The 12,686-nt window shown below is 58.5% G+C and carries 13 protein-coding genes; all 13 read left to right on the top strand.

The window, feature by feature from the left end:
- The first annotated feature begins 36 nt into the window (after positions 1-36).
- The 13 genes from pyrH to rnhB all read left to right on the top strand — a co-directional run bounded on the left by pyrH (position 37) and on the right by rnhB (position 12,667).
- Positions 37-780 carry a UMP kinase gene (gene pyrH / locus J2X66_RS09205; protein WP_003172271.1) on the top strand — a complete coding sequence of 248 codons (744 nt, stop codon included), beginning with the start codon at positions 37-39 and terminating at the stop codon, positions 778-780.
- A complete protein-coding gene (frr, locus tag J2X66_RS09200) occupies positions 777-1,334 on the top strand; it encodes a ribosome recycling factor (RefSeq protein WP_131059158.1) in 558 nt (185 codons plus the stop codon). The genes pyrH and frr overlap by 4 nt, the downstream gene beginning before the upstream one ends.
- Before the next feature lie 13 nt (positions 1,335-1,347).
- Positions 1,348-2,103 carry a polyprenyl diphosphate synthase gene (uppS, locus tag J2X66_RS09195; protein WP_008015050.1) on the top strand — a complete coding sequence of 252 codons (756 nt, stop codon included), beginning with the start codon at positions 1,348-1,350 and terminating at the stop codon, positions 2,101-2,103.
- On the top strand, positions 2,103-2,909 hold the full coding sequence (locus J2X66_RS09190) for a phosphatidate cytidylyltransferase (protein WP_310263362.1): 807 nt from the start codon (positions 2,103-2,105) through the stop codon (positions 2,907-2,909). Before uppS ends, J2X66_RS09190 begins: the two co-directional genes overlap by 1 nt.
- Positions 2,906-4,096 (top strand): 1-deoxy-D-xylulose-5-phosphate reductoisomerase, encoded by a 1,191-nt coding sequence (gene ispC / locus J2X66_RS09185; RefSeq protein WP_310263360.1) that lies wholly within the window; start codon positions 2,906-2,908, stop codon positions 4,094-4,096. Before J2X66_RS09190 ends, ispC begins: the two co-directional genes overlap by 4 nt.
- 53 nt (positions 4,097-4,149) lie before the next feature.
- Positions 4,150-5,502, top strand: coding sequence for a sigma E protease regulator RseP (gene rseP / locus J2X66_RS09180; protein WP_059181545.1), 1,353 nt, complete (start codon positions 4,150-4,152; stop codon positions 5,500-5,502).
- A gap of 74 nt (positions 5,503-5,576) precedes the next feature.
- Positions 5,577-7,967 carry an outer membrane protein assembly factor BamA gene (gene bamA, locus J2X66_RS09175; RefSeq protein WP_310263357.1) on the top strand — a complete coding sequence of 797 codons (2,391 nt, stop codon included), beginning with the start codon at positions 5,577-5,579 and terminating at the stop codon, positions 7,965-7,967.
- A gap of 45 nt (positions 7,968-8,012) precedes the next feature.
- Positions 8,013-8,516 (top strand): OmpH family outer membrane protein, encoded by a 504-nt coding sequence (locus J2X66_RS09170; protein ID WP_010462812.1) that lies wholly within the window; start codon positions 8,013-8,015, stop codon positions 8,514-8,516.
- 2 nt (positions 8,517-8,518) lie between these two features.
- A complete protein-coding gene (lpxD, locus tag J2X66_RS09165; protein ID WP_310263355.1) occupies positions 8,519-9,574 on the top strand; it encodes a UDP-3-O-(3-hydroxymyristoyl)glucosamine N-acyltransferase in 1,056 nt (351 codons plus the stop codon).
- Between the two features lie 108 nt (positions 9,575-9,682).
- Positions 9,683-10,123: a 3-hydroxyacyl-ACP dehydratase FabZ gene (fabZ, locus tag J2X66_RS09160; protein WP_008154051.1), complete on the top strand. Its 441-nt coding sequence runs from the start codon at positions 9,683-9,685 to the stop codon at positions 10,121-10,123.
- Positions 10,120-10,896 (top strand): acyl-ACP--UDP-N-acetylglucosamine O-acyltransferase, encoded by a 777-nt coding sequence (gene lpxA, locus J2X66_RS09155; RefSeq protein WP_027924980.1) that lies wholly within the window; start codon positions 10,120-10,122, stop codon positions 10,894-10,896. The genes fabZ and lpxA overlap by 4 nt, the downstream gene beginning before the upstream one ends.
- Positions 10,897-10,898: 2 nt before the next feature.
- On the top strand, positions 10,899-12,029 hold the full coding sequence (gene lpxB / locus J2X66_RS09150; protein WP_310263353.1) for a lipid-A-disaccharide synthase: 1,131 nt from the start codon (positions 10,899-10,901) through the stop codon (positions 12,027-12,029).
- A gap of 11 nt (positions 12,030-12,040) precedes the next feature.
- Positions 12,041-12,667, top strand: coding sequence for a ribonuclease HII (rnhB, locus tag J2X66_RS09145; RefSeq protein ID WP_310264170.1), 627 nt, complete (start codon positions 12,041-12,043; stop codon positions 12,665-12,667).
- Positions 12,668-12,686 lie beyond the last annotated feature (19 nt).

Raw genomic sequence — 12,686 nt, 5'->3', positions numbered from 1 at the left:
AGAATTTTTTAAAATACGCCGCAGGAGAGATTCGCAATGGCTCAGCAGGGCAGTGGTTATCAGGCTCGCTATAAACGCATTCTACTCAAGCTTAGCGGCGAGGCCCTGATGGGCTCGGAAGAGTTCGGGATCGATCCGAAAGTTCTGGATCGCATGGCGCTGGAAGTCGGCCAGCTGGTCGGTATCGGCGTTCAGGTCGGTCTGGTGATCGGTGGTGGCAACCTGTTCCGCGGTGCAGCGCTGAGCGCAGCCGGCATGGATCGGGTGACAGGCGACCACATGGGCATGCTGGCCACTGTGATGAACGCCCTGGCCATGCGCGATGCGCTGGAACGTGCCAATATCTCGGCCATCGTGATGTCGGCCATTTCCATGGTGGGCGTGACCGATCACTATGATCGCCGCAAGGCCATGCGTCACCTGAACGCCAAGGAAGTCGTGATTTTCGCGGCGGGGACCGGAAATCCATTCTTCACCACGGACTCGGCGGCCTGCTTGCGTGCAATCGAAATCGATGCCGATGTCGTGCTCAAGGCGACCAAGGTCGATGGCGTCTACACCGCTGACCCATTCAAAGACCCGCATGCCGAGAAGTTCGATCATCTGACTTACGATGAAGTGCTGGATCGCAAGCTGGGCGTGATGGATCTGACGGCCATTTGCCTGTGCCGCGACCACAAGATGCCATTGCGCGTCTTTAACATGAACAAGCCCGGCGCCCTGCTGAATATCGTGCATGGTGGCGCTGAAGGGACCCTGATCGAGGAAGGCCAACAATGATCAATGAAATCAAGAAAGACGCTCAAGAGCGCATGCAGAAATCCCTGGACTCTCTGAACCATGCATTTGGTCAGATTCGTACAGGCAAGGCTCACCCAAGCATCCTGGGTAGCGTGATGGTGCCATATTACGGCGCAGACACGTCCATTACCCAAGTGGCCAACATCACGGTAAAAGACTCCCGCACCCTGCAGGTTGTCGCGTTTGAGCGCAACATGCTCGCGGCCGTCGACAAGGCGATCCAGAGTGCTGGCCTGAACCTCAACCCGACTAACCTGGGCGAGTTGCTGCTGATCTCCATGCCTGCACTGACTGAAGAAACCCGCAAGGGCTTCACCAAGCAGGCGCGCAGTGCCGCTGAAGATGCTCGTGTTGCCGTGCGCAACATTCGTCGCGATGCCTTGGGTGACCTTAAGAAACTGGTCAAGGACAAGGAAATCAGTGAAGACGAAGAACGTCGTGCCGCTGCCGATATCCAGAAGCTGACCGACAAGGCTGAGGCTGACATCGATGCGGCCACCAAGCAGAAAGAAGCCGACCTGATGGCCGTATAAGGGTCGCGTTTTCATGGATAAGACCAAGCAGACTGCGCCGTCCGCGGTGCCGCGCCATGTCGCGATCATCATGGATGGTAATAATCGCTGGGCGAAGAAGCGCTTTATGCCGGGTGTCGCCGGGCATAAAGCGGGCGTGGATGCGGTTCGTGCGGTAATCGAGGTGTGCGCCGAGGCCAAGGTCGAGGTGCTGACCCTGTTCGCTTTCTCCAGTGAAAACTGGCAGCGCCCTGCAGATGAAGTCAGTGCCTTGATGGATCTGTTCTTCAAGGCATTGCGTCGCGAGGCCAAACGCCTCAATGACAACAACATCAGTCTGCGCATCATCGGTGATCGCTCGCGCTTTCACCCCGAGCTTCAAGCTGCCATGCGTGAAGCCGAAGCGATGACCGTCGGTGCCAACCGTTTTGTCCTGCAGATCGCCGCCAACTACGGCGGTCAGTGGGACATCGCGCAAGCCGCTCAGCGACTGGCGCGGGAAGTTCAGGCCGGGCATCTGCGCCCGGAAGACATCACTCCGGAATTGCTGCAAACCTGTCTGGCCACGGGCGATCTGCCGTTGCCAGACTTGTGCATCCGTACCGGTGGCGAACATCGCATCAGTAACTTCCTCCTGTGGCAGCTGGCTTACGCCGAGTTGTACTTCTCCGACCTGTTCTGGCCGGACTTCAAACACGATGCCATGCGAAATGCGCTGGCCGATTTCGCTTCTCGCCAGCGCCGCTTCGGTAAAACGAGCGAGCAGGTCGAGGCTGGAGCCCGGGTTTAATGCTTAAACAACGAATCATCACCGCACTGATCCTGCTGCCGATCGCTTTGTGCGGGTTTTTCCTGCTCGAAGGATCCAGCTTTGCGCTGTTCATCGGGCTGGTCGTGACGCTGGGTGCCTGGGAATGGGCGCGGCTGGCCGGTTTTACCGCCCAGCCGATTCGCGTTGCCTATGCTGCAGTGGTCGTGTTGATGCTGTTTGTCATGCACATCATGCCGGGGCTTGCGCCTTGGGTACTGGGCGCTTCGGTGCTCTGGTGGGCGGTGGCGACGTATCTGGTGCTGACCTATCCGCGTTCCAGCGAACATTGGGCCAGTGCCGCCTGCAAGCTGATGATTGGTTTGCTGATTCTGTTGCCGGCCTGGCAAGGTCTGGTCCAGATCAAACAGGAGCCCTTGGGGAACTGGTTGATCATGGCGGTGATGGTGCTGGTCTGGGGTGCCGATATCGGCGCGTACTTTTCCGGTCGTGCCTTCGGCAAGCGCAAGCTGGCGCCACAGGTCAGCCCCGGCAAGAGCTGGGAAGGCGTTTACGGTGGCCTGGCGCTGAGCCTGGTCATCACCGCAATCGTCGGCCTGGTGCGCGACTGGAGTTTCGCCCAGGTGCTGATGGGGTTGATCGGCGCGGCAGTGATTGTCTTCATTTCGGTGGTGGGTGACCTCACCGAAAGCATGTTCAAGCGTCAATCAGGCATCAAGGACAGCAGTAACCTGCTGCCGGGGCATGGTGGTGTGCTTGATCGAATCGACAGCCTGACGGCTGCGATCCCGGTATTTGCCGTACTGTTGTGGATGGCTGCGCCGTGAGCCGGCCTCAGCAGATTACGGTGCTGGGGGCGACCGGTTCGATTGGGCTGAGCACCCTCGACGTGATTGCTCGTCATCCTGCGCGTTATCAGGTGTTCGCCTTGAGCGGGTTCACTCGTTTGAGTGAGTTGTTGGCCCTGTGTGTGCGTCATACGCCGCGGTTTGCGGTCGTGCCGAAAGCCGATGCTGCCCGAACCCTGCAGGACGACTTGCGCGCAGCCGGCCTGTCGACCCGCGTGCTGGTAGGGGAGGAGGGGCTGTGTCAGGTCGCTTCCGATCCTGAAGTCGATGCCGTCATGGCGGCCATCGTTGGTGCGGCGGGCTTGCGTCCGACCCTGGCGGCGGTCGAGGCGGGTAAAAAGATTTTGCTGGCGAACAAGGAAGCGCTGGTAATGTCCGGCGCTCTGTTCATGCAAGCTGTGCGCAAAAGCGGCTCGGTGCTGCTGCCGATCGACAGCGAGCACAACGCGATTTTCCAGTGCATGCCGCAGGATTTCGCCCGTGGGCTGGGTGTGGTTGGCGTGCGTCGGATTCTTCTGACGGCCTCTGGCGGTCCGTTCCGACAGACACCTTTGTCTGAGCTGGCGCATGTTACCCCCGACCAGGCGTGTGCTCATCCGAACTGGTCCATGGGGCGCAAGATTTCGGTCGATTCGGCCAGCATGATGAACAAAGGGCTTGAGCTGATCGAAGCCTGCTGGCTGTTCGATGCCAAACCGTCCCAGGTCGAAGTGGTGATTCACCCTCAGAGCGTGATTCATTCTCTGGTCGACTACGTCGATGGTTCGGTGCTCGCGCAGTTGGGTAATCCGGACATGCGCACACCGATCGCCAATGCCCTGGCCTGGCCGGAGCGTATCGACTCGGGTGTGGCGCCGCTGGACCTGTTTGCCATTGCGCGACTGGACTTCCATGCGCCCGATGAAGAGCGTTTCCCTTGCCTGCGCCTTGCGCGCCAGGCTGCCGAGGCTGGTAATAGCGCACCGGCGATGCTGAATGCGGCGAATGAAGTGGCTGTGGCGGCGTTTCTCGACGGGCGGGTTCGCTACCCGGAAATCGCGAGTATCATCGAGGAAGTGTTGAACCTCGAGCCTGTAGTGGCGGTGGATGATCTCGAGGCCGTGTTCACGGCTGACGCGAAAGCGCGAGTACTGGCCGGGCATTGGTTGAGTCGTCACGGGCGGTAAGTGCTGCAATACGTTGGTCCATGCAGCACCGGATAGGATTGCGGAGAAAGTAGATGAGCGCGCTCTATATGATTGTCGGCACCCTGGTGGCTTTGGGTGTGCTGGTTACCTTCCACGAATTCGGCCATTTCTGGGTCGCACGTCGCTGTGGGGTCAAAGTGCTGCGTTTCTCCGTAGGCTTCGGCATGCCGTTGCTGCGCTGGCACGACAAGAAAGGCACTGAGTTCGTAGTGGCTGCCATCCCTTTGGGCGGCTACGTGAAAATGCTCGATGAGCGTGAAGGCGAAGTGCCGGCCGATCAGCTCGAACATTCTTTCAATCGCAAATCTGTCGGCCAGCGTATCGCAATCGTGGCTGCCGGCCCGATTGCCAACTTTCTGCTGGCCATGGTTTTTTTCTGGGTCTTGGCAATGCTCGGCAGCGAGCAGGTACGGCCGGTTATCGGTGCGGTCGAATCCGGCAGTATTGCCGCCAAGGCCGGTTTGACTGCGGGTCAGGAAATAGTTGCCATCGATGGCGAGCCAACGACCGGCTGGGCTTCGGTGAATCTGCAACTGGTTCGCCGTCTTGGCGAGAGCGGTTCACTTCAATTGTTGGTGCGTGAGCAGGGTTCCACGGCGGACTCTCCTCGCGAGCTGATGCTGGATAAGTGGCTCAAGGGTGCTGACGAACCGGATCCGATCCGTTCACTGGGTATCCGTCCTTGGCGTCCGGCGTTGCCGCCCGTGTTGGCCGAACTTGACCCTAAAGGGCCGGCGCAGGCTGCTGGCCTGAAGACCGGCGATCGCTTGCTGGCTCTGGATGGCAAGGCGCTGGACGACTGGCAACAAGTGGTCGACACCGTCCGTATGCATCCGGATACCAAAATCATGCTGCGCGTCGAGCGCGATGGTGCTCAAATCGATGTCCCTGTGACGCTGGCCGCTCGCGGCGAGAGCAAGGCGCCTACCGGTTACATGGGCGCCGGGGTGAAAGCGGTCGATTGGCCACCAGAGATGATTCGCGAAGTCAGTTACGGTCCTGTGGCCGCGATTGGAGAGGGTGCTCGACGCACCTGGACCATGAGTGTACTGACCCTCGATTCGCTCAAGAAAATGTTGTTCGGTGAGCTCTCGGTAAAAAACTTGAGTGGACCGATAACCATTGCTAAAGTGGCGGGCGCTTCTGCCCAGTCGGGCGTTGCTGATTTCCTGAATTTCCTTGCTTATCTGAGTATTAGCCTGGGAGTTCTGAATTTGTTGCCTATTCCTGTACTGGATGGGGGGCATTTGTTGTTTTATCTGATCGAGTGGGCGCGTGGTCGTCCCTTGTCGGATCGGGTGCAGGGTTGGGGGATGCAGATCGGTATCAGTTTGGTGGTCGGGGTGATGTTGCTTGCTCTGGTCAATGATTTGGGCCGTCTGTAACACTTCGCTGAATTGCGAATCTGCCGCATTTTGCGGCAGTTTGTTTATTGCCAGTTGGAATAAGAAAGGACTTCATGAAACGTCTGCTGCTAACTGCGGTTCTCACCGTATTGATGATCGCCGAAGTTCACGCCGAGTCCTTCACTATCTCTGATATTCGCGTCAATGGCCTCCAGCGGGTCTCCGCGGGTAGCGTCTTTGGTGCTTTGCCGTTAAACGTCGGCGAACAGGCGGACGATCGTCGCCTGGTGGAATCCACTCGTGCTTTGTTCAAAACCGGGTTCTTTCAAGATATCCAGCTGGGCCGCGATGGCAACGTCCTGGTCATCACGGTAGTCGAGCGCCCATCGGTCGCGAGTATCGAGATCGAGGGTAACAAGGCGATCTCCACTGAAGACCTGATGAAGGGCCTCAAACAATCCGGTCTGGCCGAAGGCGAGATCTTCCAGCGTGCCACGCTCGAAGGTGTGCGTAACGAACTGCAGCGCCAATACGTCGCTCAGGGTCGCTACTCGGCCACCGTCGACACCGAAGTGGTACCGCAGCCACGTAACCGCGTCGGCTTGAAGGTCAACATCAACGAAGGCACCGTCGCGGCTATCCAGCACATCAACGTGGTGGGTAACACGGTCTTCCCTGACGAAGACCTGATCGACCTGTTCGAACTGAAGACCACCAACTGGTTGTCCTTCTTCAAGAACGACGACAAGTACGCCCGTGAAAAACTCTCCGGTGACCTGGAGCGTCTGCGCTCCTACTACCTGGACCGTGGCTATATCAATATGGATATCGCTTCGACCCAGGTATCGATTACCCCGGACAAGAAACACGTCTATATCACTGTCAACGTCAACGAAGGCGAGAAGTACACCGTTCGTGACGTCAAGCTGAGCGGTGACCTGAAAGTCCCTGAAGATCAGGTCAAGTCCCTGCTACTGGTTCAGAAAGGCCAGGTGTTCTCGCGCAAGCTGATGACCACCACCTCGGAACTGATCACTCGCCGCCTCGGTAACGAGGGTTACACCTTCGCCAACGTCAGCGGCGTGCCTCAGCCTCACGATGAAGACCACACTGTCGACATCACCTTCGCTGTCGATCCGGGCAAGCGTGCCTACGTTAACCGCATCAACTTCCGTGGCAACACCAAGTCCGAAGACGAAGTGCTGCGCCGTGAAATGCGTCAGATGGAAGGTGGCTGGGCTTCGACCTACCTGATCGATCAATCCAAGACCCGTCTTGAGCGTCTGGGCTTCTTTAAAGAAGTGAACGTCGAAACCCCGGCTGTACCGGGCGTCGATGACCAGGTTGACGTGAACTACAGCGTTGAAGAACAAGCTTCCGGTTCGATCACTGCGAGTATCGGTTTCGCGCAAAGTGCCGGCCTGATCCTCGGTGGCTCGATCACCCAGAACAACTTCCTGGGTACCGGTAACAAGGTCAGCATCGGCTTGACCAAAAGCGAATACCAGAGCCGCTATAACTTCGGTTATGTCGACCCGTACTGGACTGCAGACGGTGTGAGCCTGGGCTACAACGCCTTCTATCGCACCACCGACTACAAAGACCTCGACGTCGACGTAGCCAGCTATGCCGTAGACAGCCTGGGTGCTGGCGTGAGCGTCGGTTACCCGATCAGCGAGACGTCGCGTCTGACCTTCGGCCTGACGGCACAGCAAGACAAGATCAAGACCGGTCAATACACCGTCGACGAAATCTTCGACTTTGTTAACCGTGAAGGCGATCAGTACCTGAACTTCAAGGCGTCGGCCGGCTGGTCCGAGTCCACCCTGAACAAAGGCATATTGGCGACCCGTGGTCATTCTCAAAGCCTGACGGCGGAAGTCACTACACCAGGTAGCGACCTGTCGTTCTTCAAGCTCGATTACCGTGGCCAGTTGTTCCAGCCATTGTCTGAGAACTACACCATGCGCCTGCACACTGAATTGGGTTATGGCGATGGTTACGGTTCGACCGATGGCTTGCCATTCTATGAAAACTACTATGCTGGTGGTTTCAACTCGGTTCGTGGCTTCAAGGACAGTACATTGGGCCCGCGCAGTACGCCGAGCCGTGGTCAAGGATCTACCGGTAACCCGGGCACGCTGGCTGACCCGGATCAGGATCCACTGCCATTCGGTGGTAACGTCCTGATTCAAGGTGGTGCGGAGATTCTGTTCCCGCTGCCGTTCGTTAAGGATCAACGTTCCCTGCGTACCTCGGTATTCTGGGATGTGGGTAACGTGTTCGACTCCAAGTGCGAGCAGACGACCAACACTAATCCTGCGTCGAAGTCCAATACGCAGTGCAACGACATCAGCCTCAGCAACATGGCCAGTTCCGTCGGTGTAGGTGTGACATGGGTCACTGCGCTGGGTCCGCTGAGTTTCGCGCTGGCAATGCCAGTAAAAGAACCGGATAACGCTGAAACTCAAGTGTTCCAATTCTCTCTTGGTCAGACGTTCTAAGCGTCTGCCTCAAAATAATGACAATGGATTTTGTAGGGGTGCATCGTGCGTAAGTTGACTCAATTGGTTCTCCTCGCCACCGTACTGGTCGCAGGCCCGGCTTTTGCCGACATGAAAATCGCCGTTCTGAACTATCAGATGGCCCTGCTGGAATCCGACGCGGCCAAGAAATACGCCGTGGATGCCGAGAAGAAATTTGGTCCGCAACTGAGCAAGCTCAAGACGCTGGAAAGCAGCGCCAAAGGCATTCAGGACCGTCTGATGGCCGGTGGCGACAAGATGCAGCAAGGCGAGCGTGAGCGCCTTGAGCTCGAGTTCAAGCAAAAGGCCCGTGACTTCCAGTTCCAGTCCAAGGAGCTGAACGAAGCCAAAGCCGTTGCTGACCGTGAAATGCTGAAGCAGCTGAAGCCGAAACTGGACAGCGCTGTGGAAGAAGTCATCAAGAAAGGTGCTTTTGACCTGGTCTTCGAGCGTGGCGCAGTGATTGATGTCAAACCTCAGTACGACATCACTCGCCAGGTTATCGAGCGCATGAATCAGCTGAAGTAACTATGACAGCGACTATAAAGCTCGGCCAATTGGCCGAGTTCCTCGGCGCCACGCTACGTGGCGACCCGGAGAAAGCAATTACTGGGCTAGCCACTTTGCAAGAGGCTGGCCCATCTCAGTTGAGCTTTCTCGCAAACCCTCAATACCGTAAATACCTGGCAGACAGCCGGGCCGCAGCCCTGTTGCTGAAGGCCGCTGATGCCGAAGGTTTTGCCGGTAATGCGCTGGTGGTGCCTGATCCGTATCTGGCCTACGCGCGTATTTCCCACCTGTTCGACCCAAAACCGAAAGCGGCTGCCGGTATTCATCCGACAGCCGTTGTGGCTGAGGACGCGGTGGTTGACCCGGCTGCGAGTATTGGTGCCTTTGCGGTGATCGAAAGCGCGGCACGCGTTGCTGCCGGCGTGACCATCGGTGCGCATTGCTTCATCGGTGCCCGTTGCGAAATTGGCGAAGGCGGCTGGCTGGCCCCGCGGGTCACGCTTTACCACGACGTGCGCATCGGCAAGCGTGTGGTGATTCAGTCAGGTGCCGTACTCGGCGGCGAAGGCTTCGGTTTTGCCAACGAGAAAGGTGTCTGGCAGAAAATCGCCCAGATCGGTGGCGTGTTGGTCGGCGATGATGTGGAGATTGGCGTGAATACCGCTATCGACCGCGGCGCATTGGCCGATACCGTTCTCGGTAATGGCGTGAAGCTCGACAACCAGATCCAGATCGCCCACAACGTGCAGGTCGGTGATCACACCGCCATGGCCGCCTGTGTCGGGATCTCCGGCAGCACCAAAATCGGCAAGCATTGCATGCTCGCTGGCGGTGTCGGGCTGGTAGGTCATATCGAAATTTGCGACAACGTTTTCATCACCGGGATGACCATGGTGACCCACTCGATTACCGAGAAGGGCGCCTATTCTTCCGGTACGGCCATGCAGCCAGCAGCCGAATGGCGCAAAAGCGCGGCTCGCATCCGTCAGCTCGATGACATCGCGCGGCGTCTGCGACAGCTGGAAAAGCGTGTAGGGGAAGTGACCCCTGACGGTAATGCTTCATCAGATGGCTGATACCATTTCCATATCAAGTGTGCACAGCCGTTAGACTGCCTGCTTGATTTGCTAGAGGGGCGCGCGTCAGTCGCACGCTCCCAATCTTTACATAGGCTTCCCCCCGAAATGATGGACATCAACGAGATTCGCGAATACCTGCCTCACCGTTACCCGTTCCTGCTGGTGGACCGGGTCGTGGATCTGGATGTGGAAGGCAAGCGCATTCGCGCCTACAAGAATGTCAGCATCAACGAACCGTTTTTCAATGGTCACTTCCCTGCGCATCCAATCATGCCGGGCGTGCTGATCATCGAAGCGATGGCTCAGGCTGCCGGCATTCTTGGCTTCAAAATGCTCGACGTGAAGCCTGCCGACGGCACGCTCTACTACTTCGTCGGCTCCGACAAGCTGCGTTTTCGCCAGCCTGTCACCCCAGGCGATCAGTTGATCCTCGAGGCCCGCTTCATCAGCTGCAAGCGTCAGATCTGGAAGTTCGAATGCCAGGCTTCGGTCGACGGCAAGCCAGTCTGCTCCGCTGAAATCATCTGTGCGGAACGCAAACTATGAGTTTGATTGACCCTCGCGCAATCATCGATCCGACGGCCATTCTGGCCGACGACGTCGAGGTCGGCCCGTGGTCGATCGTCGGCGCAGGTGTGGAAATCGGCGAGGGAACAGTGATCGGGCCGCACGTGATTCTCAAAGGCCCGACCCGAATCGGTAAGCACAACCGCATCTACCAGTTTTCGTCGGTAGGTGAGGACACGCCCGATCTGAAATACAAAGGCGAAGAAACCCGTCTGGTCATCGGTGACCACAACGTCATCCGGGAAGGCGTGACGATTCACCGCGGGACCGTTCAGGACCGTTCGGAAACGACCCTGGGTGATCACAACCTGATCATGGCCTATGCCCACATCGGTCACGACAGCGTCATCGGCAACCACTGCATCCTGGTCAACAACACGGCGTTGGCCGGCCATGTGCACGTTGAAGACTGGGCGATCCTCTCCGGTTTTACCCTGGTTCACCAGTATTGCCACATTGGCGCCCACAGCTTTTCCGGCATGGGCACGGCCATTGGCAAGGACGTTCCAGCGTACGTCACCGTGTTTGGCAACCCAGCCGAAGCACGCAGCATGAACTTCGAGGGCATGCGTCGTCGTGGTTTCAGCGAAGACGCAATCCACGCGCTGCGTCGTGCCTACAAGGTGGTTTATCGACAGGGCCTGACCGTCGAGCAAGCGCTCACCGAGTTGGCCGAACCCTCGGATCAGTTCCCGGAAGTCGCGGTGTTCCGTGATTCCATCCAGTCTTCGACCCGCGGCATTACCCGTTAATCATGGCTAATCTGCGTATTGCGCTGGTAGCAGGTGAGGCTTCCGGTGACATTCTGGGCGCGGGTCTCATGCGCGCACTCAAGGCTCAGCATCCGGCGGTGGAGTTCATCGGTGTCGGTGGTCCGTTGATGCAAGCCGAGGGCCTGACCTCGTATTTCCCGATGGAACGTCTTTCGGTCATGGGCCTGGTGGAAGTGCTGGGCCGATTGCGCGAACTGATGGCGCGGCGCAAGAAGCTGATCGCCGACCTGATCGCCGAGAAACCGGACGTGTTCATCGGTATCGATGCCCCGGACTTCAACCTCAATATCGAACTCAAGCTGCGTCAGGCCGGGATCAAGACCGTGCATTACGTCAGCCCGTCGGTGTGGGCGTGGCGGCAGAAGCGCGTGCTGAAGATTCGCGAAGGCTGCGACCTGATGCTGACGCTGTTCCCGTTCGAAGCGAAATTCTATGAAGAGAAAGGCGTGCCGGTGCGGTTTGTCGGGCACTCCCTGGCCGATGCGATCCCGCTTGAGGCCGATCGCGCCGCCGCGCGGGCTGAACTTGATTTACCGGACGGCCCGTTGGTTGCGCTGATGCCCGGCAGTCGTGGCGGCGAAGTGGGCCGACTCGGCGCGTTGTTCCTCGACACCGCCCAGCGCCTGCGCGCCCTGCGTCCTGGCGTGCGCTTCGTCATGCCGTGCGCCAACCCGGAGCGCCGTGCGCAGCTTGAAGAACTGTTGGTCGGCCGCGACCTGCCCCTGACCTTGCTCGACGGCAAATCCCATCTGGCCCTCGCCGCGTGCGACGCGGTACTGATCGCTTCCGGTACGGCGACCCTTGAAGCGTTGCTGTACAAGCGGCCGATGGTGGTGGCTTATCGACTGGCGCCCCTGACGTTCTGGATTCTCAAGCGCATGGTGAAAAGCCCTTACGTGTCCTTGCCCAACCTGCTGGCGCAGCGCCTGTTGGTGCCCGAGTTGCTGCAGGACGACGCAACGGTCGAAGCCCTGGCTCAAACGCTTTCACCCTTGATCGAAGGTGGCGAGGAGCAGACTCGCGGCTTCGACGAAATTCACCGTACCTTGCGTCTGGATGCCTCCAATCAGGCGGCGGATGCAGTACTGAACCTGATCGGCAAAACACAATGAGCAAAACCAGCATTCAGATGGGCCTGGACTTCACCCTGGTCGCCGAAGTCGAAGACCTCGTGGCCGGTGTCGACGAAGTCGGTCGCGGCCCACTCTGCGGTGCCGTGGTCACGGCGGCGGTGATCCTTGATCCAAACCGGCCGATCCTCGGCCTGAATGACTCTAAGAAGCTCACCGAAGCCCGCCGCGAAAAGCTCTACGACGAAATCTGCGAAAAAGCCCTGAGCTGGTATATCGCCCGGGCCGAAGTGGAAGAAATCGACGAACTGAACATCCTGCACGCCACCATGCTGGCGATGCAGCGCGCGGTCGAAGGCCTGCACATTCAGCCGAAACTGGCGATGATCGACGGCAATCGTTGCCCGAAACTGTCCATGCGTGCGGAAGCGGTGGTGCAGGGCGACGGCAAGGTTCCGGCCATTGCCGCGGCATCGATCCTGGCCAAGGTCAGCCGCGACCGCGAGATGGCGGCATTCGAACTGATTTACCCGGGTTACGGCATCGGCGGGCATAAAGGCTACCCGACGCCCGTTCATCTGGAAGCGCTGGCCCGCCTGGGGCCGACGCCGATTCACCGCCGCTCGTTCGCCCCGGTACGCCTGGCGTACGAGGCGCGGGAAAGTCTGATCGAGAGTTAGTCGCAAGGCTGATGTTTTA

Source organism: Pseudomonas sp. 3296 (assembly GCF_031456615.1).
In the GTDB taxonomy this organism is placed as follows: Bacteria; Pseudomonadota; Gammaproteobacteria; order Pseudomonadales; family Pseudomonadaceae; genus Aquipseudomonas; species Aquipseudomonas mucoides.
Note: the sequence above shows the minus strand (reverse complement) of the source record. Positions and strands in the feature narration are given on the sequence as shown.